This is a genomic window from Companilactobacillus kimchii DSM 13961 = JCM 10707, assembly GCF_001435445.1.
GTDB lineage: Bacteria > Bacillota > Bacilli > Lactobacillales > Lactobacillaceae > Companilactobacillus > Companilactobacillus kimchii.
In genome coordinates this window covers 64,535-90,176 of record NZ_AZDH01000005.1, presented here as the reverse complement: position 1 = coordinate 90,176, position 25,642 = coordinate 64,535, and the positions used below count along the sequence as shown (strand labels likewise).

Genomic DNA, 25,642 nt, shown 5'->3' with positions numbered 1-25,642 from the left:
CCTTAATCGAAATCTTCATCGTCTTCTTCTTCAAAGCCTTCTTTAGCTGAATTACCAAGAAGTGCTTGATAGATTCTGATTTGGTGATTGTTAAAGCCAAGTAATTGAACTAGAACTTGAGCCATGAATGGACGATCTTCGTTTTCAGCTAATTTGATAGCACGTGTAACGAACATATTATCTGTAGCAAAGTCATTAACGACTGTTTGAATCATATCTTCAGCCTTCATGTACTTATTCTTACCGTCTTCTTCAAGCATTGAATATTCAGTATATTCCTTCATTGTTGATGGTGGCAATTCACCCTCATCTAGCAATTCATCGGCTATCTTATCATACCAAGCGTTATTTTCATCAATAGTTTGTTTTAAAACAGCCTTGTAGTTTTCAGCATTGGCACCCTTAATGAACCATTTGATTTGGTGCAACTTGATATTTAGCAAGAAATGATTAGAAACGATATGTCCTGTCATTGCCCCTGCGGTTGGTTTGTGGTGATCTACATCAGCTTGCTTTTGTTCTGCTGCAAACTTTTCGTCAATTGTTAGTTCTGCCATTATTTACTCTCCTTAACTTTAACCTTTTTAACTTCATATCCTAAATCTGTAATTACATTGGAAATTTGATCTGCGGAAGTCTTATCTTCATCAAAATCTGCTCTAACTTTACCAGCGTTGAAGAGAACCTTGACATTTGAGACACCATCTTGGTTTTCAACACCCTTTTGAATCTTTGTTAAACATGATGGGCATGTTAATTCACCTAATTGTAAAATTGCTTTTGCCATAATTGATTCCTCCATATTTCTTAAATCTTTCGCCAGTATTGTCGTCGAATACTTACGAGCTATAAATGCTCCAAGTTGAAACACTTATAGCTCGCAAGTAATCTCTAACAATTACTTGCTCAACTAACTTACAAGTACCATCTTACTTAGTTTGCTGTTTTAAGAACTTGATTTGAATCAAGTTTTGAAGATTTATTTTGAATTAATCTCATTGCGTTGAAAATAACTACCAAGATACTTAATTCATGGACAAACATTCCACTACCCATATGAATTACTCCGACAATTAAACCGAGTAATAGTAAGGCAACTGTTCCAACCGCAATAATGATATTTTCTTTTGTGTTAGCGACAGTCTTCTTAGATAACTTGTAGGCATGTGCTAAAGCATCAAAGCTAGACTTAACCAAAATAATATCTGATGTTTCAATGGCAACGTCCGTTCCAGTACCCATACCAATTCCGATATTGGCTGTTGCAAGTGAAGGACTATCGTTAATACCATCACCAACAAAGGCTACGGTACTACCTTGTTCTTTAAACTTCTTAACAAATTCGACTTTATCTTCGGGTAATAATTCGGCATGCACTTCATCGATTGGCAATCTTTCAGCAACACGTTGAGCAGCGACCTTATTATCACCAGTTAGCATTACGATTCGTTTCAATCCAGCATCTTTTAATGCTTGAAGTCCTTCTCTAGCGTCTGGTCTCAATTGATCATTTACACCAACTACTAAACGTAATTCTTGATCAAGAGCCATCAATACGACAGAATCCCCATCATTCATCCGAGCGTTAATAGCTTTTCTTTGTTCTTTAGTGATTTGGACGTTATTAGCTTTCATCAAACGTTCGTTACCAACTAAAATCTTGAATTCATCACTTTGACCGACTAAACCTTGACCCTTAACAGTATCTAATTCAGGTAACTTAACATCATCTGTGACACCTAAATCATGAGTGTATTTCACGATAGCTTGGCCCAAAGGATGGTCTGAAGTATTTTCAACGGCTGAAAGTAGAGCCATCATTTCATTTTTGTTCTTACCAAAATTAGTTACATCAGTAACTGACATTTTTCCAGTTGTTAAAGTACCCGTCTTATCTAAGACCAAAGTATCAACATGTGAGAAGGTGTTTACGGCATTGCCACCCTTCATCAAAATACCATTTTTGGCACCATTACCAATTCCGGCAACGTTTGAAACGGGGGCACCGATAACCAAGGCACCAGGGCATCCTAAAACTAGAACGGTGATAGCTAATGGAAAGTTTTGTGTGATTGCCCAAACTAAGATACCAATAATCAACACAGCTGGTGTGTAATACGTCGCAAATTTATCAATAAAACGAGCAGCAGGTGACTGACTATCTTGTGCTTCCTCAACTAATTCGATGATCTTACCAAAGGTAGTATCTTCACCCACGGATGTCGTCTCGATAGTTATTGTTCCGTTATCAGTGATCGAACCAGCAAAAACATTATCACCAATACTCTTTTCAACTGGAGTTGATTCACCAGTAATTGAAGCTTCATTCATATAACCTGTACCATCGATGATTTTTCCATCAACAGGAATTTGACCACCGGGCTTAACAACAACGTGATCACCCTCATCCAAATCATCAACGTCGACTTCTTCAGTTGTTCCGTCTTCATTAACCAATTCGGCTGTAGTTGGTGCCATCTTCGTTAAACTTTTAACTGAAGAACGAGTCTTCTCTAAAGTCTTTTGTTCCAAGAAATTACCAAAGAGGAATAGGAATGTAACCACCGCTGACTCCTCATATTCTCCGATGATAAAGGCTCCAACAACCGCAATTGTTACTAGTAATTCAATACTGATAACTTTATTCTGCAATGCGGATATTGCATGTAAAGCCACTGGAATAGCTCCGATAATACTGGCCACAATCATCGCAACTGTACTAAGTGTTGGTAGTTTCAATAAAAATTTAGCAATCAAACTTACCGCAATTAAAATAGCGATTGAAGCAGTCATTTTATTTTGATGTTTCTGTATCCATATATTTAACTTATTCATTTTAATTTTCCCTTCTCGTATTTATCTAATCTTCCTAGAGAATCCTCAAGAGCTGAGCATCTTTGCTTCGCTCTCTCATCAAACGAGCTACGCAAAAATAACTCTCTGCGGTTTACCTAATATTCGGTCTCGCCCACTTCGTGTGCAATTCCAAATATCATGTAAATCCTCAAGAGCTGAGCATCTTTGCTTCGCTCTCTCAACTTACAAGACATATTCTACTGGCTATGGTGATTAAAAAACTTGATGTTCATCAAGTTTGCCTAAATTTATCTAAAATCTTTAATTAAAATTTATTTATGATTTCCATTAGTTATTTGTGGACAAGTTCACAAGTAATTCTTTAAGATGAATTTATAAACAAAAGGAAATGGTAATTTCCTTGAAAGAAAGGGATGGTTAAAGTGCTACATACTATATGGGTCATTATAGTTGGCGCCGTTATTGGGGCTATTGCTAGTGTGATTATCAACCGAGATATGCCTTGGGGCTGGGTTGGTAACATTATTGGAGGTTTAGTTGGGGCTTGGCTCGGTGAAACACTTCTCGGAGCTTGGGGTCCAAATATTGCAGGTATGGCAATCGTACCAGCTATTGTTGGAGCTATAGTCGTTGTATTATTAACCACTTGGCTTTTCAGTAGTATGAGAAGAAGTTAGTAAGGGGAAACTTATGAAAAAAATATCGAAAGGTATTCTAATAGTTGCTTCGATACTAGGATTACTACAAGTACTTTGGTTCGTTGCCTTGGCTTATCCGCTTAAACCAGTGGTAGAAGTAATCAAAGGTTTTCAACTTCCAAGAGACTTTCTACTCTACACTTCACTGGTTCTAGCCGGTATCTCCACTCTGATCTTCTTGGTTCTACTGATGTATGGAATTTTCGTACCTGTTAAACATCAGGAAGTTCGTTTCGACTCTGCTAATGGTAAATTACGAATTTCTAAGGCTTCCATTGAAAAAATGGTCAAAAACAAAGTCAAAGAAATCCCTAACCTTACTGACGTAGATGTTGATCTCAAGATCTTAGGCAAGAATCGTCAGGCAAAGATGTTCATTTCAGCGCTTAGTACTGAAGAACAAAACCTACATCGACAAGGTGAAAATATTAAGCGTATCGCTAATGAACAATTGGCCAAACATTTAAGTATTCCTATTAAGAAAACAACTGTTGATTTAAAACCTAATTTAAATCATGGCAAAGTAAAAGTTGTGTGAGGATAAGAATATGAAAAGAGGCATAATTGGTTCCATTATCGGAAGCGTACTAGTCGCCATTTGGATAATTCTCGGCTTTGGAAATTTACTATTAATAGTCTTGGCTGGGATGGTCGGCTACTTAATCGCTACCATAACTGGATCTGCAGAAGACAAATCTTCATTAAGATCTAAAATTACCAAAATTTTACAAATAAAGGAGTAATAACATGGCAGTACAACCGCTAAACGCCGATTTAATAAAGAATAGTAAATTAAAATTCAATGAAGACGTAATTGCTAAAATTGCTGGTATGGCAATCCGCGATATCGACGGTATTCTCTCCATGAATGGTAATGTCTTCGACAATATTGCTGACAAGATTCGCAGTAAAGAAGATATCACTAAAGGTATCGATGTTGATGTCGGCGAGAAACAAACTGCTTTAGACTTAGAAATCATTCTTGAATATGGTAAAGACGCACATCAGGTCTTTGAAAATATTCTCCATGAAGTTAGTTCTGCCATCGAAAGTATGACTGGACTTAAAGTAATCGAAACTAATGTTTACATCAGTGATGTCATGACTAAAAAAGAATGGCAACAACAGAATAAAAATAACGAAAATAACCGTGTAAATTAGAAAAGAGGAATAAAATATGACTAACGCTCAAGCAAACAATCATCAAGAAAATTCAATTCAAAAAGAATTAAACTTCTCAGATAAAGTTTTAGAAAAAATCGCTAGCCAAACAGCTCATTCAATTGATGGGGTACTCTCTCTAAATGGCGGTGCTATCAGTAATCTAACTGACCGTTTTATTGATAATCCTACCAAAGGTGTGAACGTTGATAATGACGATGATAAATTATCATTCGAATTGAAAGCCATTTTAGAATATGGCAAACCAGCACCTCAAATTTTTGATAGAATCGTGAATAGTATTTCTCGATCAGTCAAAGAAATGACTGGTAAAGAAGTCGACAAAATCACTTTAAACGTTGATGATTTGATGACTAATGCTGAATGGAAGAAACAACAATCTAACAATAATAAGAGTGACGATTCTAAGGAATCCGAATAACAAATTTCCCCCTTCAGGAAAATAAAAACCGCTGACATAATATCAGCGGTTTTTTTGTTCTAAATATTTTTTTAAAGGTGGGTAAATTTTATTCGAAATAGCCTCGGCAATAATGAATCCAATTGCTAAAGACAATCCAACTGTTAATGCTTTAATCAATCCATGCGCGGCTAAATTATCATATCCTAAAGTAAAATTTTTCATACTGTCATAAATAATTGCTCCTGGCACCAGTGAAACTAAACAAGGTACGTAGAAAATATTAACCGGTGCCCTGACTAAAATAGCAGCCAAGTTACCTAATAAACCAATCACAATTGCCGACAAAAGATTAGGCATAATTACTCCATGATCGTACCAACCAGCGACAATATAAATGACCCAAGCAATTGCTCCAATCCACCCCGCTGGCATCAAAGTTCTTCTGGGATTATTGGTCACAATGCCAAAACCAACACTAGATAAAAAGCCAAAAACAAATCCTAGTAATATTTGCATTCTATCCTCCCAAAACAACTTTAATCAAAATTTGACCAATGACCACACCACTACCAATTGAAATTCCAGCCATGATAGCATCAGTTGCTCTGACTAAACCAGAAATAGTGTTTTTTTCAATAATTTCTCTCAGTGAATTAGTCATTGGAACCCCTGGTACCAAAGGCATTAAAGCACTAATAATAATATTGTTAGCACTTGATGCAATTCCTATATCCAATAAAACATGTGCCAAAATACTAATACTCAAACCACCCATAGCCACAGCAATATAAGGAATCTTGGAGTGTTGTCCAACAACTCTTGCTACCAGATATCCTAAGATACCGACAAAAAATGACAGAAACAGATCAAACCAAGTTGCCTTGAATAACAACATTGGTGCCACTGAAACTAAACCTGCTCCCAAACACTTCTCAAACAAGTTAAAATCTGACGTATCGTACTCAACTTCAGTCACAGCCTCTTTTAATTCTTTAAAAGTCAATTTTTGTTGTGAAAATTCTCGAGACAAAGTATTGATACGATCAACCTTTTGAAGATTGAAATCACCCACACGAACCTTAAAGATTCTAGTAGTAGCGCTCTTTTCCGAGTTCACAAAAACAGCCGTCATCGTTGCATGGCAAACTATCGGTAAATTCACTGCTCGACCGATATATTCAACAGTATTCTCCACTCGCGAAGTCTCAGCTCCATTTTCTAGAAGCACTGCTCCTACTTGACCACATAGGGCCACAACATCTTTTTCATCTAAAACATCCATCGCAGTACCTTCAAATTGATTTTTTCTTAATCATACAATTTTATGTAAAAAAATTGGACCATGACTACTTTATTGACTCAAAAATTTAAAATAGCATCCATTTAGGCGCACAGTATGTCCTAAACAGATGCCATCATTTTATTTCAAAAACTTAGAAAGAAGATAATAAATAGAACTGCTCACTAATCTGAAACAAAAATTTTAATCAAAGATTATTTTTTTAAATACGTTGCTTTCAATAAAACAATCCAGAGTATCAAAAGCAGACCACCGATAACACCCAAAGCTGCATTCGTTTGTTCCCCGGTTTGAGGTAACGTACTAAGTACTTTATTGTCGTTAGTGGTTTTGTCAGTTTTGATATTCTTAGAATTACTTAAGCTGCTTAAATCTGACAACAATCCAGAAACATCGGAACTACTTACGATTCCTGAAATATCTGAAGAATTAAACCCATCAAAATTTAAATCAAAATTCAAGTCCTTATCAAGATTAAAATCCGGTAAATTCAAAGTTGCATTACCAGAGATTACTTTGCCTAAATCACCTAAATTATTAATTGGAAAATCAAATTTGAGATAATTACTGTCCCCTGAACTAGTAAAACTCAAATTAATTGGTTTCTCATTATTAATATAATTTAGTTGAATTGCGTTGTTTCCAAACTTCTTCGGATACTTGATTGTCATCTCTACATAATAGGTACCGTCAGGGTTTTGCATCACTCTAGCCGTATTCGTAAAGTATGGTGAAATCATCGACCCGTCACCATCGTTTTTGGCAACTTTATAAGTTAATTCTTTAATAACCGTTTTATTATTGGTTGTTTGATTGCTGTTAGTAGTAGTAGTGTTCGTTGTTTGTGAACTAGTAGTATCAGGCGTAGTAATAATATCATTAGCACCGTTCAAATCGTCTTTGATATTATTAGCTGTGTTTTGCGCATCATTTAAAACTGATTTAGTCTCATCTTCTGCATCGGTGATCGATTTCAAACTATTCAAAAATGTATTAGATTTTTGACCATCTAAGCTGCTGGAATCAAATTTAAAATTGACCGTTGCCTTATCAACATTAAGATTTAACAATTTTGTCTGTACAGTTCCTGAAATCGGCTTGTCCAATTCATTCAAACTCTTGATATTAAAACTAATATCAACATATTTTTTAGCATTTTTAGTATAAGTACTTGAAACACTTGGTTGTTGATTATCAATTGCGGTTACTTTTAGGCTAGTTAAATTGGAAACTTCCGCCGTTAATGTAACCTTGTAGCTACCATCATCATTGGATGTTATATCTGCACTTTTAGTAAAAAAAGCATCCATTGGTGAGAGCAAACTAGAATTTCCCCGATAAACCACATAATTAATTGTTCGTTCAGTATTACTATTAGTATCTGCTTGAACTGTTTCTTCAACCGTATTTGGTGAATCCGAATCACTAATTCCTGACACGCCAAATATTCCCAAAAGCATCCCCACAGACAATAGACTAATAACCCACTTTTTCATCATATCGCCCCTTTATAAACGTATACCAATTTTATCATATATGTTATATCCATTTAAAATATTTACACTATAATTTCTCATAATAAAAATAAGATTTTCGTTAGAATCATTAAAATTATATTATAGAATATTTGAAATAACCTTAGATATAGATATATACTTATAACTATCATTTGCAGGAAGGTGACTTATCTTATGAAACAAGGAACAACAATTTTAACATTAGACAATGGCTACCATCTTTGGACTAACACTCAAGGTCATGGCGACATTAAATTGCTATGCCTCCACGGTGGACCCGGTGGAAACCACGAATATTGGGAAAACTTCAGTGAAAAATTAGCCGACTTAGGCGTTCAAGTAACCATGTACGACCAACTAGGATCATGGTATTCAGATCAACCCGACTATAGCGACCCCGAAATCGCTAAAAAATATCTGACATACGATTACTTCCTAGAAGAAGTTGAAGAAGTTAGACAAAAACTAGGTTTAGATAACTTTTATCTAATCGGACAATCATGGGGTGGCGCATTAGTTCAAATGTATGCTGCTAAATATGGACAACACCTTAAGGGTGCCATTATTTCAAGTATGGTCGACGAAATTGACGAATACGTTAAGAGCGTTAACCAATGTCGTTTAGACACATTAGGTCCTGACAAAGTTAAATATATGCAAGATATCGAAGCTAAAAATGACTTATCAGATCCTACATATCAAAGCTACGTTGATATTTTAAATGCTGAATACGTTGATCGTAAACAACCAACAGCCATCAGACATTTAATTGATACGACAGCCACAGCCGTTTACAACACATTCCAAGGTGACAACGAATTCGTTATCACAGGTAAGTTAAAAGATTGGCACTTCAGAAAACACCTTAAAGAAATCACAGTACCAACATTGTTGACATTCGGTGAACACGAAACAATGCCAATCGCAACAGCTAAGATTATGCAAAAAGAAATTCCACATGCACGTCTAGTAACAACACCAAATGGTGGACATCACCATATGATCGATAATGCTCCAGTTTACTTCGACCATTTGGAACAATTCATTAAAGACGTCGAAAGCGGCAATTTCAAAGACTAGAGCGTTAGAGCGTAGAACAAGGGCGCTCAGCCTTCGAGGATTTGCCTAGATATCGGAATTACACGTGCACTTGGCGTGTGATTTCGGTATCGTAGCAAACCACAGGAGGTTGCCCTTGTGGAACGCGTTTCCACTATCTTGCATAGAAGTTTGGTTATTAACTAAAGTACATCCGTTATTAAACAAAAAAATCCAAACTTAGCAATAACTAAGAAAACATGTTAAACTTAGTCTTTCAAATCTAACAAAAATAGCCACCCAGAAATGGGTGGTTATTTTTATACAATCAATTAAAAAGAGCAAAAAAAATAGAACTCATGACGAATTCTATAAAAATCCCCAAATTTTAATTTGTTTTAATGTACTTTCTCCACTTCAAGCGACTTAACCAAGTCTGTTGTGCAGAAATTCCATTATCTTTCTCTTCTTTGACATAATCACCATCGGAATCTAACCAATAAGAATTCTCTGTATCCTTCAGGAAGGTATTGATAATCTTATTTAATTTCAATTTTGATTTTTCCTCAACGATTGGAACAGCCAATTCAACACGACGATCCAAGTTTCTGGTCATCATATCTGCTGATGAAATCCAAACATCAGTATGATCATTACCATATTGAAATTTAAAAATCCGACTGTGCTCCAATAATTGCCCCACAATGCTCTTTACACGGATATCTTCTTTTGGTCCACAGATACCGATTTTCAATGAACATGGTCCTCTGACAATCATTCTAAAAGGTAATCCTTGTCGAGCAGCCTTGTAGATTGCATTAATAATTTCAACATCAGTTAAACCGTTAACTTTCATGAAGACTCCACCTTGACCATCACGTAAGTATGCTTCAGTAGCCAAGCAAATATTCTCAATTATCATGTTTTTAATACCATCTGGTGATGTCACTAATAGATTGTATTCAACTTTGGTCTCATTAATAAGGTGGTCAAAAAATCTTGTTGCATCGTCGATATACATTTGATTGCTTGTAAAATAACTCAAATCGGAAAAACCATTAGCAGTGATTGCATTATAGTTTCCCGTTCCAACTTGAACATACCCTCTATTGTCGCCATGTAGTACCAAACAAATCTTCGAATGGACTTTATTAACTTTGTCACCGAATAATACTTGAACGCCAGCTTCGCGTAAGAATTTGGTTACTTCAATATTATGAACCTCATCAAATCTAGCCTTCAGTTCAACAATAGCGGTAACCTTAATACCTTTTTCCGCAGCTTCTTTCAAAAGTCTCAATAAGTCAGAATCTTTTTCGGTACGATAAATCGTGATAAGAATCTTAGTTGTTTTCGGATCGTGGACAGCTGCTTCCAAGTAATCAATGAAAACACTGTAAGAATCATAGGGATATTGAACTAGCAATGAGGAATGTCTCAAATAATCCAATATGTTCTTAGATGGATTCCACTTCAATGCCTTAAAAGGTGGAAAAACTAAATCCTCATGATCACGATAACGTTTGAAAAGTGTATTCAAAAACTTAATATCAACGGGACCAGGTATCTTATAAACACTCTTCTTGCTGACATCAAATAATTTGGCGAAATACTCACGACTGTGACTTTCACCGTTGCAAGCAAATTCTACTCGCATGATATTACGCAATTCTCTAGTATCAACGTAATTAATCATCTTGTTCAGATATTCATCATCGGTCATATCTTTACTTAAAAAGTCATATGGCTTGTTTTGATCGTAAGTAACTCGGAAAACGTAAGTTTTTTTGATCTTATATTTTCTGATCAAATCAGTTGCAACATTACGAATAACGTCTTCAATCAAAATATAGTGATTATCGACACCCGTTTCCACTAGACGGTCCAAATCCTCTGGAATCGGACTAGTATAAATATGATGTGGTGTTTCCATCAATAAATTCAAGTTACGACGATATTTGTAAGTCTTGGAAAATCTTTGCATATCAAGTCGTGGCAAAATCTTTTTATTAAAGTATTTTTTGACAGTTTTCTTTTCAGAATCCTTTAATTCATCGTACTTTAATATATAGAATAATTTTCTATCACGCGCATCCTGCATTGATGCTTCATATTTTTTGTACTGCTTAGCAATATTTCTAGAATTAAATTCATAAACCAGATTAAGAACTTCGTCACCAGTTAAATCTGTTCTCTTTTCCGTTTTATTATTAATAACCATACTATCAATATTGTGCATTCTTACTCGGAAAAATTCATCTAAGTTATTTGAAGCAATGGACAAAAAACGTAGTCTTTCTAAAAGTGGCACATCACTATCATAGGCCTGATCAATTACTCGATTATCAAATAGTATCCAGCTTAAATCGCGATTATAAAATTTCCTTTTCATTAAAATGACTACCCTTCATCTTTTAAATCCTTCTGGAATGATTCAAAGTCGTACTCCACTTGTTGAGCATAACTGTTGGTGAAATTCATCAATGAATTAGCTATATCAGCATATTCTTCACCAAATCCTATAATCAAAGGATAATTTGGTGAATGTGAATGCGCTCTGGCAAGGAGAATAACACAGACTTTTGTATAATCCTTAAAAGATTCAAAATCTAGTTTATCTAAGTTAATAGATGATTTCATATCCTTGAATTGACGCATATAAAAACTATATTGTTCAGTATCAAAAGCTCCCAGAAATGGATCTGAAGCACTTTGTAAGATCAATTGACTGTTAACAATATTCTGACCCTGACTAACTTTGCTATCAAAATACAACTCGTCATTATTATAGATAGGTAAAGCCTGTTTAGCCTGCAAAACTAAGTAGTTACTATCTAGGTCCCTCAATAAAATCAAATAGCAAAGTGTACCAACACTGCCGACTCCGACACTATGGCGAACAATATCAATAATTTTAAAGTCTTCTAGGAACAGTCTAACATCACTACGTTGGTTTTTCTTATACTTTTCGTATCCATGCGCAACACTCTTATAATCCTTCTTACTTATGTGTTGTGTGACCGGTTTATTCTCAACGAAACGACGTTGACCATCATTTACTTCAGTATATTTTTCAATAACTAATTTAGAATTACTTTTTTGAGCTTTCTTGATACTTTTAGCAATCATATTGTTAAAAGATTCTTGGAAATACTCTTCATTATCTTTAAGTTTACCGAATATTTCCGTAATATTTTGAAGTGTGTTAGGCAAAATAAAACGTTTCATCTCTGAAATTTTTGTCATGTGCTTCAACGTATCAAAATAAGTATCAACAACTGTTAAGAGATACTCTTGAACGTCATTTTCATCAAAGCCGTGTGAGCGAGCAACTAAAAGCGCACTTACCAATAGGCGTTTTAAATCATATTCCCAATGGCCCAAATGAGCCTCATCAAAATCATTCATATCAAATAATAATTGACCCTCAGAGGAACCGTAGAAACCAAAATTCCCTAAATGAGCATCCCCACCGACCAGAACACGAATGCCACTATTCTCATTTCGTGAAAGATCATAATGCATCACATCGACAGTTCCACGGAAGAATGCAAAAACAGACTTGGACATTCTTTGGCGTTTGACTTCCAGTAGTTCGGGAACTAACAACTTATTTTTGATATTTAATATTTTATGAATATTTCTTTTTTTAGGTTTAAATGTATTAAACGAATCCGAAACTGCAGTCGCAAAAAAGCGACCCTTAATAATTAAACGCTCAGTACTCTTAAACGCATCAGTATCCTGAAAAGTATATGGTGTATTAATCATGCCTTTATCACCTCAGTTTGTATTATACAATAGCTAACACTGATAACTATTGTCTTTAAACACTTTTTTCTAAAAATATTATATTAGCCAAATATATTTTTTAAGTATAGTTTAACTTTTATATAAAAAACTACTTAATAATATTTCTCTCCATCATGAGTGTTAAAGGTGGACAAACGGTGAATTGTTTGTAAAATTTTGATATTTTTAAATTTATCTTCTCCATTATGTACATTATTAAACTTTTGAACTTAAAACGTGTCATCATAATGTCGCATCAAGAAGGGTGTGATCATATGTTCAAAATTTCTGAAGCTAGTAAAAAAGTTGATTTACCAATTGCTACGATTCGTTACTATGCAGAATTGAATATGATTCCCTCTTTAAAGAGAAACATCGAAAATCAGCGTATGTTCGATGATGAATCGATAACTTGGCTCAAAGGTATCAAATTTTTCCGTGAACTAGGCATGCCTATTGCTGAAATCAAAGAATACATTGAACTAAGTCAAAAACATGGCAAGGCAGCTTTAATTAAACGGCATAAATTACTTATTAAACAGGAACAAAAAGCTCAAGACAATGTCGTTCAAGCCCAAAATAACTTGGATGAATTAAAACGTCGAATCACCTTAGAAAATGAAATCATTAAAGGACACAAGCAAGATAGCTTGAACCCCGCTCGAAGATTCAATCAATAAAAAAATCGGTCACAATTAGGCCGATTTTTTTATTTTTAGCCAACTTGGCTTGTTCCATCTGCGTAATTTATAGTAACGCCTGATTGAACATTAAATATATAAACGTTGAAATGAACTGCATTGTCACCAACGGATTGAGCCTCCATTTGGACACCACGAGCCAACAATTCATCTCCTCTAAAGATTGGCGTGACACGATATCTAATATAATGTGAACTACTTTGTTTCAAATAATAAGCAATATCCATTTCATGAGCCAACATTTCTGGACTATTCAATGAACGTGTACCTGTCATCAAATTCTTAGGATTATTATTTTGACCTGTTAATTGGTAACCAATCAAATGACTGCGATTGTATAACCAACCACCTTTAATCCGCTTATTATGCCAACCAGTCGGATTCCAATGTAATGCTTCTCTCTTGGTTGATGGCATTTTTGATACGTTCAGCAAAGCATTAGCAGCTGTTACCCGATTCAAATTATCCAAGTCACCATACTGATCCCAAGCACCTTTAGATGTGCTCAAATCTTCTTGCGAAAAATTAGGTTTATTATCATTGACGATAATTTCTTGAGTTCCGTTGTAATTTAGATTAGCTAAATCAGACGTATTGGATGTACTTTGAGTTGTCTTATTATTGTGTTCATCGATAAATTTTTGATCATCAGAAATTTTATTTTGTAACGATTCAATCGATTTTTTGAGTTTCTTATTCTTAGTTACTAATTTCTTAGTTTTCTTTTGATAAGAATAATTCTTTACTATTTCTACTTTACTATGACTGTTTTCTGCAGCCTGACTTTCATTGACACAAGCTGTTACAGAAGGAACTAATGCCAATAAAATCAACAATTTAGCTAATTTTTTCATTAGACTTTAGACCTCCTATAACCGGCATTGATAGCATCCTGTTCTGTATTGAAACGGACAGCATTAGACGAATTCATATTGTATCCTCGCTGACCAGGCACGTGATAAATGTGACTTCTTGAATTACCAATAATTGTTCCCGTCTCAGCAGTATTCATATCCCCTTGTTGTGAAGTAGACTGTTGTTGTTGAGTCTGCTGTGACTGCTGAGCTTGTTGCTGTTTCTGTGCTTCTTGAGCCTGTTTTTGTTGTTGCTTTTGAGCAGCCTCTTGTTGTTTTTGAGCTTCTTTGGCCTGCTTTTTCTCTTGCTTCTTAGCAGCGGCTTGCTCCTCTTCAGCTTTTTGTTTAGCTTCGGCCTCTTTAGTCTCTATATCATCCCGTTGATTCTGTAGCTTATCCTCTTGCTTAGACAATTTCTTCTCTTTAGCAATCAAAGCCACATTCTCTTTCTTGGCAATATTGTATTTGTCTTTGCCAACATATTCGGTTTTCTTAGACACCTTCTCCGTCTTAGTGGAACTATCAGAACTAGAACTCTTTTCTGTACTATCCCCTGTAACTCCAACTGCGATAAAAGAAATAACCATAATAGCAACACTGATCAATAATTTCTTTTGATCACGTTTTCTGACTCTAGTATTTTGTCTATGCTTGAACCATTTAAAAGCATAAACAAAAATAGCAACTAAAGATGCCATCAAAATTAATACCATGACGGTTTCCATCCCCTTAACCCCCTTTTACTTGTATATCTACAATGATATAGGAGTAAAAAGCGCTAAACAAGGCAAAAAAATAGGGCATTTTGATATGTTTAATTACAAAATATTTTATTATTAATAACAAGAAAAAACGATCACCACTATAAACGTGATAATCGTTTTTTAAATATATTTATTAATGCACTTAAAACCATCTTCCATCATTTCTAATGAAGTTCCCAAACTTTGTGATTCTGGTTCAACTACTAACCATTTTGTTTTTGAAATTCTAGACGCTTCGATAATTGAAGACCAATCATTTTCATCTAATGATGAATCAAATTTTATCTCATATCTTTTTGCTTTAGAATATGGCTTGCAGTGAACAAATGGACTACGTCCAGACAATTTTAAAATTTCTTTCTGTGGATATAATCCACCCTCCAAACAATTACCGCTATCTATTTCAAAATTAACCATGGGTAAAACATTTTGTTTCAAAATTTCAAAAGAAGTTTCTTTCCGTTCCACCTTTTCACCAAAGTCATATGAATGTGTATGATATGTTAAATCCATTCCCTGCATAGATAACTCTTTACACATTTCATTAATTCTCAGTGCATGTTTTTTCCAAGTGCTAATAGTATTTTCGCTTACTTTATGCCCTGATTCCCAAGGTCCTCCCAAAGCTGCGATAATAATATGTTTATTATGTAAAGATTTTTGATACTTTATAACATCTTTCAATCCACCATTTTGCATTAATCTCCATGGTACTTGATAACCCGTTATTTGTAATCCACTTTGTTCTACCATAAATCTTAATTTATCAGCATCTATAGTTGGATTGCCATATAATTCAATACCAGTAAATCCAATTTTTCCTAAACTCTGTAGTGTAGTTTGAGGATTAGAGTTAAATAGTTCAAGAACTGGAAATAGTTCCGCTGAAATTTTCATTAAAACATCTCCTAATCCAAATCATCTTTAATTCTATTTGCTGCATAAACAAATGGTAGGTAAACAAATACTCCGACAGTAATAATAACGATTTGTAGTACTGACGCACGCCAATCACCGCCAGTTGCTAAGAATCCAGAAAGAACAGCTGGCGTAACCCAAGGTACTACCACGTAAGTTTTGGCTACTAAACCAAATGCTGTTGCAAAATAAGCCAATGTCGATGAAAAAATTGGAACTACTACATAAGGAATTGCCAAAATAGGGTTAAATACAATAGGTAAACCAAATAGTAATGGCTCTCCAATATTGAATATAGCTGGCACTGCACCTAATTTTGCAATAGAACGATAATTCTTCTTATGTGATGCAATAAGAATTGCAATTACTAATGAAAACATTGTGATATAAATATAACAATCAACATATGGTTGTGTAACGATATTTGGAGCTGGTTTATTTGCTTGAACAGCTGACATATTTTGTTGGAAAGCTGTAAGTAAAATAGGACTTGAAACAGCTCCTAAAACGGAGGATCCGTGAATACCAAAAGCAAATAATAAACATGTTAAGAAGCCGTATAAAGTAATACCAAAATAATTTTGGAAACCTCCAACTAATGGAGCTTGCAATACTTTAATAATTAAATCTGGAACATTTGATCCACTTAGAGCAACAACAGTTTCTTCAAAAATACCAAATAACGCAACAACAATTAAGGCTGGAATTAATCCATTAAACGAATTGGCAATTGCTGGTGGGACACTGTCAGGCATTGAGATCTTTAACTTTTTATTTTTACTAATTTTTTCCAATAATTCAGTAGCTACGATTGAAGCGAAAATACCTAGAAACATCCCTTCAGCTGATGTTTGTGATTGTGTCAATACGGCCGAAGCCTTGAATGCTTTTCCACTATTACTTGTTACAGTAATAATATTAGGAATTAAAGTAACTAAAGCTGCAACTGAAATTACACCGTCTAGAACTCCGTCTGAACCAAGTTGCTTACCTAAAAAATAACCAATCAGGAATGTAACAAGAAGACCCATCATGCCCAATGTACCGTTATATGCTTGAATTCCGACATTGGTAATGAATTGATGCCCTGGAATATTTTTCAAAACTCCAATTTTGGGATCTAGTAACAAATTATTAATTAAAACAAAAAATGATGCAATTATAGATAAGGGTAATGCTGCTCCAAAAGCATCACGAATAGAAACAATAAATTTATTACCCATTAATTTACCAGAAATAGCTGATAATTTTGTAATAAATGCTGATTCTGAACCATCTTTAGCCATGATCGTACCTCTTCCCTTTAATAACCTATTTTATTAATTCTGAAACTGTCGATAACCATTTAGTAGCTGCCACTATCCATACTTCTTTATATGTTGCATTATTGAATTGTGGCCAATATGGAACATCTTCATCATCTTTCGTTTCAATACCGACAGGTAATTCTCCAACCATATCCCCTGATGAATTGGAATATTCTTGCTGATAATTATTTCCTTCACCAAACATCAAAGATTGGTCAAAAGGATTGTTTCCAATAATCCAACGTAATTGAGCATTCGCTAGATTCATTAATTCTTCATTTTTTAATAATCTCCCCATAATAGCGGCCGAATTGGCTGTTGAAAGAATTACGGAATCATTACCCCTAAATGAGAACCAAACTGGAAATCTTCTTACATAAGCATGTTTAGATATTTGTACACCTGCTTTAAGTTGAGTTTCATATTCTGAATATGCAGAATCATCTATTAACAGATGCTGTACATCAAAGCTTTCTTTATCTGTGTTTTCGCTATCTAAGTACACACCGCTTGAAATCATTGGGTAAGGATAAGTAAACTTTCTTAAATAAAGTAGATATGCACCATAATCTCTGGCACGATATTTCCAAATATCACGTAATACATCAGAAATTGGCAATTTAAGCGCCGTCGAGAATGCCTGAGCAAACAACATCTCTCTAGCTTGATGATTGAAATGCTGCAAAACTTTGTGGCTTGCATCTCTATAAAACATTCCTTTTAGGATTGTTCCATCAAATAATTCCAATCCTTTACTTTCTTGACAATTAATCATTCGATTCATGAACTCTATAACTGTGCTTAAATATTTTTCATTCTTTGTTACGGAATAACAATTACCAGCTGCAATAACAATCGTTGCATTATAAATTGCCTTAGATGTGTTGTAAGTGTGTTCCCACATTATTGGTTCTTTTTCATAAGGCGCCTGTTTGAACCTCTTTAGAGCAATTTCAAAATAACTAACTGAAAGTTGCTCTAATCTTTTTTTCATATCTTGGCCAATTATTTTTTGTTGTGAAATATCAGCCAAAATACTGCTTAAAAGAAAATTCTCATATGGATTATCATGAACTCTAGCCAAAGCATCATCCATAGTTCCAATCATGTTATCGGTCCATCTTGAAACACCTGCACTTGTAGCGTGGAATCCATTACCAAAGTCTGTCTTGAATATAAAATCAAGACCCCAGTTTCCTTCTTCTAATAATCTTTCAGATAATTTCTGATTGTCTGTAGCATTTGCAATTCTGAATAATGCCTGTGTTGCTTCAGCGGAATGAATAAGTTGTTGTGATAAATCACCTGCATCATGCCACCCGCCGTTATAACTTATAGTTTTTCCATCTTTTTTGGCAATGACATCTTCATGACATGTTCCATGAATTCCGAGTACTGGATAACCACATCTTTCGCCATAGATAAAGTTCAAAACTTTAGGAATACTTTTAACCCAAATATCCTCGTAGGTACCGATTTTAAACGGAGCTGTAATTTTATCTCCTAACTTAATTTGATAGATTCCTGACTGATCAAAATCTGAAAAATCTAATATTTTAAAATTTCCCAACCCATTGCTCAGATTTTTAATTTTTTTATTGAGAACTGTGTTTTTCGTTTCGGCATCAATTATTGAAAATTCAACATTACTATCATCGGCGGAAACAATCGCTACTTTTCTTTCATCATTCTGATATCCATCGTGAGAATAACTGATTTTGTTAGGTTCCCATCCATGTGTAGGTGTTACATCTAGAACCTTTTGAAGAGAAATATTTTTCAATTCAACTTTGTACTCGCCTGGAATATCCATATAAGATCCGTTTATTTCGTAGCTGAATCCAATTTCTGTTATCTTTTCTCTAGGTAAATCCGAAATATTAAGAAAATACGTTTTTTCACAGTTGTTAATCAGATTTATTACATGGTAACCTTCCCGATTATATTGATCAGGTATTTTTTGTTTACCATCGTTATGTATTTCAAAAATTATATTAGGATTTATAACTTCAGAACATTTCGTATTAATTTTAAAAGCCAAGCGATCATATTCTTGCCAATTTTCGTTATCAATCTTTAACGATGCTTTAGTATTTCCATATCCTACATAGTCCCCATCCGTTGGATCTCCGGGAGCCCAAGAATCATATCTAGATGGTGCTTCCAAAGTAAATCCATCTTTAGAAACGTTAGTTAAACTTCCTCTTTTAGAGTGTTTCCATTGATTCTTTTCAGATGCTCTTACACTCTTTTTAGCAATAACTTTCTTATTATTTTCATTACTATCAAAATCTTTCGGAATACTAATTAACTTATGTAATAAGTTAGTTTGATCTAGCAAGTCATCCACTACTGTCATTTTCTTCTCCTCAACTAAGCAATTTTGCTAAAGGCAAACAAAGCACAACCTTGTAATGCTATTAAATTCGGATCTAATTCTGTATTTTTAACTCCATATTTAACGAAACGCATTGTTTGTAAATCCAGCAACTCTTGTAAATGGTCCACATACCATCCGCCTGTTGTTACACCGCCACCAAATCTCACGGCTTTTGGATTAATAATTCGAACCAAGTTCATCACCATATTACTTGTTGCTTTAAGTGATTGATTTACTACCGCCACAGCCAACGGATCATTTTGATCGTAAGCTTCAAAAAGTTCTTTGGCTCCAACGCGATGATTAGGTAGCACTTTTAAATTGGTAGCATTAAATTTCTTCAATTGATGGGCCTGGTTAGACATGCCCAATCCTGAAGCCAAAGGTTCGACGCATCCATATCTTCCACAAATGCATTTAACTCTACTCTCAGAATCGACAACCATATGTCCAAATTCACCAGAATCATAATCTTCTCCCAGTACCATTTTTCCATTTACAACCATGCGTCCTGCAATACCAGTACCTACGCTAAGATAAATGAAATTTTTGGTAACGTTACCAATCCCGAGCAAATTTTCAGCCTCAGTTGCAGCAGCCAAATCATTAATTACAAAACAAGGTAAATTAAATCTTTTTCCCAATTCTTTTGAAACATTTATCTCATTTTTCTCTGCCGGATCAATTTCATACCAGACGCCCTTGTCACTGTTGACTCTACCAACGATATCAACTGCAATAGCTTTAATATCACCGATAATATTTTTAGAAAAGTAATCAATAATTGCATCAATAATTTGATTTAATGCCGCTTCTTGAGATGAAATATCAGATTTAAATTTATTTTGACTTAAAACATTGCCTTCCTTGTCAACTTCACCAATCAAAACCTTGGTTCCACCAACATCTACAGCTAATACTGTATCTTTCTTCATAACATTTTCCTTTTTGATAACGTTTCTATTTTGTTAAGCGCTTTCTTTTTACACTCAAATACTAATTCCTAGCCTTTAATATGTCAACACCAATTTTGGAAACCTTACCAAAAAATCTTGTTAATTTTTTATCTTTGTTTTACACTTTAGTTAATTTAACGGGGTGACAATATGAAAAACAAAATCACAATCAAAGACATCGCTAAGCTAGCTGGTACTTCAGTATCAACAGTTTCCAGAGTAATAAATGACAGTCCTTCTGTATCAGACAAAAAAAGAAATCATATTAAACAGATCATCGCTGATAATAATTTTCAACCTAATATGTTGGCACGTGGTATGGTTTCCAATAAAACCCAAACTTTGGCTGTCGTGGTTTCCGATATCAATAATCCATATTTCACAGATCTCATATCTCAAATTGAAGTAATCAGTAGAAATGCGGGTTATACCCTTTTATTGATAAATACGATGACTGCCGGAAAAATGAATAAAGATAACAGTACCCAATTAGAAATCAACGCTTTCAAAAATATCCTTGAACGACATGTCGACGGCGTTCTTATTCTTGGTGGAGAAATTGACCGTGAGTCAGTTGCAGATAATTATTTAACAGCTCTCAATGAATTAAACGATCAAATACCTGTAGTAATTATTGGTCAAAAGATTGATGGTTGTAATGCTCTTTTCGTTGAACGTGACCAGTTCCGTAGTGCAGAAATCATTACTCAGCATTTACTAGCTCTTGGTAACAGAAGGATTGCCTTCATCGGTGGTGAGCCTGGAATAAGAATAACATCTCAACGTCTTGCCGCCTTTAAAGAAACAATGAATATTTATTCTAAAGTCGATGAGCATTTAGTAATATTAAATGATTATTATCCTCAGTCTGGTTACGATGGAATGAATTCTTTACTCAATTCCGAAGAGAAATTGCCCGATGCTGTTGTAGCTATTAATGATCGTGTCGCTTGGGGGGTTTTTAGAGCTCTTCATGATCATGGCCTAAACTCACCTGACGACATTGCAGTTGGTAGTTGTGATGCATTTCCAAATGGTGAATTTATGACACCTAGAATTACTACTGTTAATCAACATAATGAATCTTTAGGAAAAATTGCATTACACTTTCTCTTTCAACTTATTGACAATAAAGAACTAAATCGAACTGAAGAAACTCACTTACCTGAATTAATTATCCGTGAATCTTGTGGTGCAAAGAAGCGAGATGAAAAAAATGACTAAAAATTTAGTATTCATGGACATAGATGATACTTTGGTAAACAATCATCAAGAAATATCAAAGTTTACTAAAGATACCATCAAACAAAATCAACCTAATACTATCTTTTACGTTGCCACAGGAAGAATGTTTACTTCCGCTAAGGTAATTGCTGATGAGATAAACGCTAAAGTCGTGGCATCAAATGGTGGAATTTTCCAAAATGGATCTCAAATAATTCAATCCTATTTAGGGAAAGATAACTTAACGAATATCTATCATATTTTAGAAGAAAAAGATCTTTCAGCATTTTTCTTTAGTAATCATCAAGTCTTCTATAATTGTTCTCTTCCTAAATATTTCAAACATAGTACAAATAATCGTATAGCCAGTCCCAATCCAGATGACTATCTAAAAGTAGATTTACATTTACTATTGCAACACAGTGACGAAATAATTAACGGAATAATTATTGAAGATACCAATATAGATATTCTTGAATCGGCAAAAAAGGAATTGAGGGATACTACCGATCTAAACGTATCTTCATCATTTAAAAATAATATCGAATTGATTCCTGACAATGTTAGTAAGGCAACTGCCATTCATCAAATTCAAAATGAATACAATATTACTCCAGAGAATACATTCACTTTTGGAGATGGAGAAAACGATATTGAAATGTTCAACACGTCAAAATACTCCGTCGCTATGGGCAATGCCAGTGATTTCGTCAAATCACATGCAAATTTTATAACCGATTCCTACTTAAATGATGGAATAGCCAAATTTTTACAAGAACACCTAAGTTAAAAGGAGAAAAACAATGAATAACCCAACAATGTTAACCTACATAAATCAAGAAGCCTCAGTAATGACTAAAATCTTGGATACCTATCCTCAACAAATTGATGCTGTAATTGACAGCAAATTATTAACTAGCCAATCTTGGTTGTTATTAGGAATTGGTTCTAGCTATAACGCCGCTTTAAGCGCTAAATATTACATCGAGAAAAAGGCCAATGTGCTTGTTGATTTGCAACAACCCTATAACTACAGCAATTACGACATGGTTGACCCTAACTTAGAGGTTGCTGTTGGAATCTCACAAAGTGGGCAAAGCACTTCTACTATTGATGCTATCAAGAAATTATCCGAGGAAAATATCTACACTATCGGTGTAACTAGCCAACCAGGAAAAGAGTTGTCAGATGCTTGTCAAAGAACACTTGATATACTTACTGGACGCGAACAAGTTGGTTATGTCTCACTAGGATTTACTGCTACTGTTTTAAGTCTGATGCTTTTGGGATTGAGAGTTGGTGTCAAAAAGGGTCTAATCTCTACAGATCAAGAAACTGCAGAACTAGAAGAATTCAGGAATATCGTCGCTCATTTTGATGAAACAATTACTAAAACAACTGATTTCTTCAAAGAAAATGAATCTGATTTTCAAAAGGCTTATCAATTTTCTGGCATCGCCTATGGACCTAGTGTGGGATCAATTAAAGAGTTGGAGACTAAGTTTACAGAAACAGTCCGCATTCCGGCGGATGGTAATGAACTTGAAGCCTTCATGCATGGGCCTTATCTCTCAATCAATCCCGAACACCGATTATTTTTCATCACGACTAATGCTAAAGAAAATATCAAAAGTAAAGCCGATTCATTAATTAGATACGAGAGTCAATATACTAAACATATTTTTGAAATCAATTATACTGACCAACCAAATAGTTCAGAAAAAGTTTTGAATCTTATGAACATTGCTGATGAAACGAAAGTTCCATTCTTGGGCGGGCTTCCTATTCAAGTTTTATCTTGGTACATCACAAAGAGCCGTGGAATTGATTTATCAAAACAAATCTTTACTGATTTCTCTGAAAAAGTTCATAACAAAACTGAATTTCAAAACTACGTATAAAATAAATAGGGCGTGATAATCAAAATTGATTATCACGCCCTATTTATTATTTTAAACTCTTTAAAACATAATCTGCTAATTGATCAACTCGTTTGAAATCATCTTCATCAGGATCTTGATCGATCTTCACTGAATCAGCGACTTGCTCACCATTGCTGGAATTGAGTTGCATTGTAAAGTAATCGACAGCTCGTCCAAAATGAAGGTGCTGTTTAGAACTAGAACCTAAAACCGCAAATTTTGTATGATTCAAATCGACATCTTTCAAATCGTCATAGAAATCTTGCGCCTCATCTGGAATTTCACCATCGTTATAGGTATAGGTTTCAACTATAACGGCGTCATAACTATCCAATGCAAAAGCATCTGTTTCAATCATTTGTTCCAAGGTTACATCAGCATTGTGTTCTTCCAAATAATCAACAAGGTATTTAGCAATTTTTTCATTGCGTCCTGTCATACTAATATAAGTCACAAGAATATTCATTTTTTACCTACCATCTAACGCTAATGCGTTCTTTTTGATGTTTTGCATTAATAATTTCATCGACCATAGCGATTGCAAAATCTGCATAACTGATTTCACATTTGCCATTTTTATCAAAGGTCAATTCTTCACCTGCCAAAACATACTTACCTCTGCATTCACCTTTGGCATCAAAAGTGGCTGCCGGACTAATGAAAGTCCAATTAATTGAACTTTGACGTAATTCATCTAATGATTTGCCCATTTCCTCACTCAAAGGCTTAACGGCTTCAGGAAAATCATCTTGTTCGTAAAGTTGTTTTGTATGATCTGAATCAAGATAGAGTGACCCTGCCCCACCAACAACTAATAATCTTGTTTTACTACCATTTAGAATTTCAATTAAATGCTTCGTGGCTGGTACATATTCTTTAACATTAGGACCAAAGAAACCTAAAGCATCGACTAATACATCAAAGTCTTTAACATCAGCAGTCTTCAAACTATAGACATCCCTAACTAAATACTTATCAGTCGGTGATTTCTTGCTATCACGAACGATGGAAGTGACATCCAATCCACGTTCCTGGGCTTCTTTAACAATTAAGGAACCTTCCTTACCATTTGCTCCAATCACAGCTATTTTCATATGATTACCTCCAAATCCACTCATAAGATTACTTTACACAATCACGAGCAAAATTACTAAAAATGAGCTTCATTTATAGTAGAATTGTCGTACTAGGAGGCATGTATAATGGCATATCAAATTTATTTAGTTAGACATGGAAGAACTTGGTATAACGAATATCAGAAAATGCAAGGTTGGTCCGATACACCCTTGACTAACGATGGCGTTGAAGTTGCGCAAAAGGCTGCTGAATCACTGAAAAATGTGAACTTTGCAGCAGCACTGACTTCAGATATGAAACGTGCTGTCGACACTTGTCGTATTATTACCAGAAGAAATCGGAATGATTTAGTACCTCAAGAACTATCAGAGTTCAGAGAACAATTTTATGGTTTCTACGAAGGCCGTGGAATTGATGAATCATGGTTTGTCATTGGTAAGCCACACCATGCCAAAAGTTTTGCTCAAATCGTTCATAATTATGGTTTTGACGCCACAATGGATTTCGTCAAAGAAGCTGATCCCTTGCATGATGCCGAAGATGCTACTGAATATTGGAATCGAATCGAACGCGGATTTAAAAAAATTGATCAAATTGCCAAAGATGGTGACAAAATCTTATTAGTTACGCACAGTATCACTATTTTAGGATTAGCTTATCGCTATAAAGCTGGTGATTTTGAATTAAATGACGTCCCTGCAAATGCTAGTTTGACAATGTTAGAACGTGATAATGGTGTTAATCGAGTTACAAAATACAATCAATCTCTTCTCTAGTGTAGTAAAATTAACT

General features: G+C 34.7%; 27 protein-coding genes. 11 read left to right on the top strand and 16 right to left on the bottom strand.

Annotation, left to right across the window (positions count from 1 at the left end; translation table 11 throughout):
- Positions 1 to 2: 2 nt before the first annotated feature.
- The 3 genes from FC97_RS03060 to FC97_RS03050 all read right to left on the bottom strand — a co-directional run bounded on the left by FC97_RS03060 (position 3) and on the right by FC97_RS03050 (position 2,835).
- On the bottom strand, positions 3 to 557 hold the full coding sequence (locus tag FC97_RS03060) for a ferritin-like domain-containing protein (RefSeq protein WP_054642980.1): 555 nt from the start codon (positions 555 to 557) through the stop codon (positions 3 to 5).
- Positions 557 to 787, bottom strand: coding sequence for a heavy-metal-associated domain-containing protein (locus FC97_RS03055; protein WP_025085558.1), 231 nt, complete (start codon positions 785 to 787; stop codon positions 557 to 559). The genes FC97_RS03060 and FC97_RS03055 overlap by 1 nt, the downstream gene beginning before the upstream one ends.
- Positions 788 to 933: 146 nt before the next feature.
- Complete coding sequence (locus FC97_RS03050) at positions 934 to 2,835, bottom strand: heavy metal translocating P-type ATPase (RefSeq protein WP_056967778.1); 1,902 nt, start codon at positions 2,833 to 2,835, stop codon at positions 934 to 936.
- A gap of 404 nt (positions 2,836 to 3,239) precedes the next feature.
- On the opposite strand from FC97_RS03050, the gene FC97_RS03045 reads away from it, so the two are divergent.
- Genes FC97_RS03045 through FC97_RS03025 form a run of 5 tightly spaced genes read left to right on the top strand, consistent with a single transcriptional unit; the run spans position 3,240 to position 5,118 of the window.
- A complete protein-coding gene (locus FC97_RS03045) occupies positions 3,240 to 3,494 on the top strand; it encodes a GlsB/YeaQ/YmgE family stress response membrane protein (RefSeq protein ID WP_054643030.1) in 255 nt (84 codons plus the stop codon).
- Between the two features lie 13 nt (positions 3,495 to 3,507).
- Entirely contained in the window at positions 3,508 to 4,053 is a 546-nt protein-coding gene (gene amaP / locus FC97_RS03040; RefSeq protein ID WP_054642979.1) for an alkaline shock response membrane anchor protein AmaP, read from the top strand.
- A 10-nt stretch (positions 4,054 to 4,063) separates the two neighbouring features.
- Positions 4,064 to 4,258, top strand: coding sequence for a hypothetical protein (locus FC97_RS03035; RefSeq protein WP_025085562.1), 195 nt, complete (start codon positions 4,064 to 4,066; stop codon positions 4,256 to 4,258).
- A gap of 4 nt (positions 4,259 to 4,262) precedes the next feature.
- Positions 4,263 to 4,676, top strand: a complete 414-nt coding sequence (locus FC97_RS03030; protein WP_054642978.1) for an Asp23/Gls24 family envelope stress response protein — start codon at positions 4,263 to 4,265, stop codon at positions 4,674 to 4,676.
- Positions 4,677 to 4,692: 16 nt separating this feature from the next.
- Complete coding sequence (locus tag FC97_RS03025; RefSeq protein ID WP_054642977.1) at positions 4,693 to 5,118, top strand: Asp23/Gls24 family envelope stress response protein; 426 nt, start codon at positions 4,693 to 4,695, stop codon at positions 5,116 to 5,118.
- Positions 5,119 to 5,160: 42 nt separating this feature from the next.
- On the opposite strand, the gene FC97_RS03020 is transcribed toward FC97_RS03025, so the two are convergent.
- The 3 genes from FC97_RS03020 to FC97_RS03010 form a co-directional block, all read right to left on the bottom strand.
- Positions 5,161 to 5,616: a threonine/serine exporter family protein gene (locus tag FC97_RS03020; protein ID WP_056967776.1), complete on the bottom strand. Its 456-nt coding sequence runs from the start codon at positions 5,614 to 5,616 to the stop codon at positions 5,161 to 5,163.
- A 1-nt stretch (position 5,617) separates the two neighbouring features.
- Complete coding sequence (locus FC97_RS03015) at positions 5,618 to 6,382, bottom strand: threonine/serine exporter family protein (protein ID WP_054642976.1); 765 nt, start codon at positions 6,380 to 6,382, stop codon at positions 5,618 to 5,620.
- A 212-nt stretch (positions 6,383 to 6,594) separates the two neighbouring features.
- Positions 6,595 to 7,899, bottom strand: coding sequence for an LPXTG cell wall anchor domain-containing protein (locus FC97_RS03010; protein ID WP_082397533.1), 1,305 nt, complete (start codon positions 7,897 to 7,899; stop codon positions 6,595 to 6,597).
- A 192-nt stretch (positions 7,900 to 8,091) separates the two neighbouring features.
- Between FC97_RS03010 and FC97_RS03005 the strand changes: the two genes are divergently transcribed.
- The gene (locus FC97_RS03005; RefSeq protein ID WP_054642974.1) at positions 8,092 to 8,997 is read left to right on the top strand and encodes a proline-specific peptidase family protein; all 906 of its coding nucleotides are present in this window, start codon (positions 8,092 to 8,094) and stop codon (positions 8,995 to 8,997) included.
- 346 nt (positions 8,998 to 9,343) lie between these two features.
- Here the strand turns inward: FC97_RS03005 and ppk1 are convergent, their stop codons facing one another.
- Positions 9,344 to 11,347, bottom strand: coding sequence for a polyphosphate kinase 1 (gene ppk1 / locus FC97_RS03000; RefSeq protein WP_054642973.1), 2,004 nt, complete (start codon positions 11,345 to 11,347; stop codon positions 9,344 to 9,346).
- Positions 11,348 to 11,355: 8 nt separating this feature from the next.
- Positions 11,356 to 12,726 (bottom strand): DUF2252 domain-containing protein, encoded by a 1,371-nt coding sequence (locus tag FC97_RS02995; protein WP_056950973.1) that lies wholly within the window; start codon positions 12,724 to 12,726, stop codon positions 11,356 to 11,358.
- Between the two features lie 296 nt (positions 12,727 to 13,022).
- Here FC97_RS02995 and FC97_RS02990 point away from each other — a divergent pair, with 296 nt between their 5' ends.
- Positions 13,023 to 13,427, top strand: coding sequence for a MerR family transcriptional regulator (locus tag FC97_RS02990; protein WP_054642972.1), 405 nt, complete (start codon positions 13,023 to 13,025; stop codon positions 13,425 to 13,427).
- Between the two features lie 35 nt (positions 13,428 to 13,462).
- Here FC97_RS02990 and FC97_RS02985 read toward each other — a convergent pair whose 3' ends face one another.
- The 6 genes from FC97_RS02985 to FC97_RS02960 all read right to left on the bottom strand — a co-directional run bounded on the left by FC97_RS02985 (position 13,463) and on the right by FC97_RS02960 (position 20,606).
- Positions 13,463 to 14,302 carry a DNA/RNA non-specific endonuclease gene (locus FC97_RS02985; RefSeq protein WP_054642971.1) on the bottom strand — a complete coding sequence of 280 codons (840 nt, stop codon included), beginning with the start codon at positions 14,300 to 14,302 and terminating at the stop codon, positions 13,463 to 13,465.
- Positions 14,302 to 15,027 carry a sunset domain-containing protein gene (locus tag FC97_RS02980; protein ID WP_054642970.1) on the bottom strand — a complete coding sequence of 242 codons (726 nt, stop codon included), beginning with the start codon at positions 15,025 to 15,027 and terminating at the stop codon, positions 14,302 to 14,304. Before FC97_RS02980 ends, FC97_RS02985 begins: the two co-directional genes overlap by 1 nt.
- A gap of 159 nt (positions 15,028 to 15,186) precedes the next feature.
- Entirely contained in the window at positions 15,187 to 15,963 is a 777-nt protein-coding gene (locus tag FC97_RS02975; RefSeq protein ID WP_054642969.1) for a sugar phosphate isomerase/epimerase family protein, read from the bottom strand.
- An 11-nt stretch (positions 15,964 to 15,974) separates the two neighbouring features.
- Positions 15,975 to 17,270 carry a PTS sugar transporter subunit IIC gene (locus FC97_RS02970; protein ID WP_054642968.1) on the bottom strand — a complete coding sequence of 432 codons (1,296 nt, stop codon included), beginning with the start codon at positions 17,268 to 17,270 and terminating at the stop codon, positions 15,975 to 15,977.
- Between the two features lie 25 nt (positions 17,271 to 17,295).
- On the bottom strand, positions 17,296 to 19,650 hold the full coding sequence (locus tag FC97_RS02965; RefSeq protein ID WP_056967774.1) for a glycoside hydrolase family 9 protein: 2,355 nt from the start codon (positions 19,648 to 19,650) through the stop codon (positions 17,296 to 17,298).
- A gap of 14 nt (positions 19,651 to 19,664) precedes the next feature.
- Complete coding sequence (locus FC97_RS02960; RefSeq protein WP_054642967.1) at positions 19,665 to 20,606, bottom strand: ROK family protein; 942 nt, start codon at positions 20,604 to 20,606, stop codon at positions 19,665 to 19,667.
- A gap of 171 nt (positions 20,607 to 20,777) precedes the next feature.
- Here FC97_RS02960 and FC97_RS02955 point away from each other — a divergent pair, with 171 nt between their 5' ends.
- Genes FC97_RS02955 through FC97_RS02945 form a run of 3 tightly spaced genes read left to right on the top strand, consistent with a single transcriptional unit; the run spans position 20,778 to position 23,752 of the window.
- Positions 20,778 to 21,851, top strand: coding sequence for a LacI family DNA-binding transcriptional regulator (locus tag FC97_RS02955; protein WP_054642966.1), 1,074 nt, complete (start codon positions 20,778 to 20,780; stop codon positions 21,849 to 21,851).
- Entirely contained in the window at positions 21,844 to 22,641 is a 798-nt protein-coding gene (locus FC97_RS02950; RefSeq protein ID WP_054643029.1) for an HAD family hydrolase, read from the top strand. The genes FC97_RS02955 and FC97_RS02950 overlap by 8 nt, the downstream gene beginning before the upstream one ends.
- Before the next feature lie 13 nt (positions 22,642 to 22,654).
- Complete coding sequence (locus tag FC97_RS02945) at positions 22,655 to 23,752, top strand: SIS domain-containing protein (protein ID WP_054642965.1); 1,098 nt, start codon at positions 22,655 to 22,657, stop codon at positions 23,750 to 23,752.
- A gap of 46 nt (positions 23,753 to 23,798) precedes the next feature.
- Here FC97_RS02945 and FC97_RS02940 read toward each other — a convergent pair whose 3' ends face one another.
- Entirely contained in the window at positions 23,799 to 24,227 is a 429-nt protein-coding gene (locus FC97_RS02940) for a flavodoxin domain-containing protein (protein WP_235628553.1), read from the bottom strand.
- A 19-nt stretch (positions 24,228 to 24,246) separates the two neighbouring features.
- Positions 24,247 to 24,867 (bottom strand): NAD(P)-dependent oxidoreductase, encoded by a 621-nt coding sequence (locus FC97_RS02935; protein WP_054642963.1) that lies wholly within the window; start codon positions 24,865 to 24,867, stop codon positions 24,247 to 24,249.
- A 108-nt stretch (positions 24,868 to 24,975) separates the two neighbouring features.
- Between FC97_RS02935 and FC97_RS02930 the strand changes: the two genes are divergently transcribed.
- Positions 24,976 to 25,626, top strand: coding sequence for a histidine phosphatase family protein (locus tag FC97_RS02930; protein WP_054642962.1), 651 nt, complete (start codon positions 24,976 to 24,978; stop codon positions 25,624 to 25,626).
- The last annotated feature ends 16 nt before the right edge of the window (positions 25,627 to 25,642 follow it).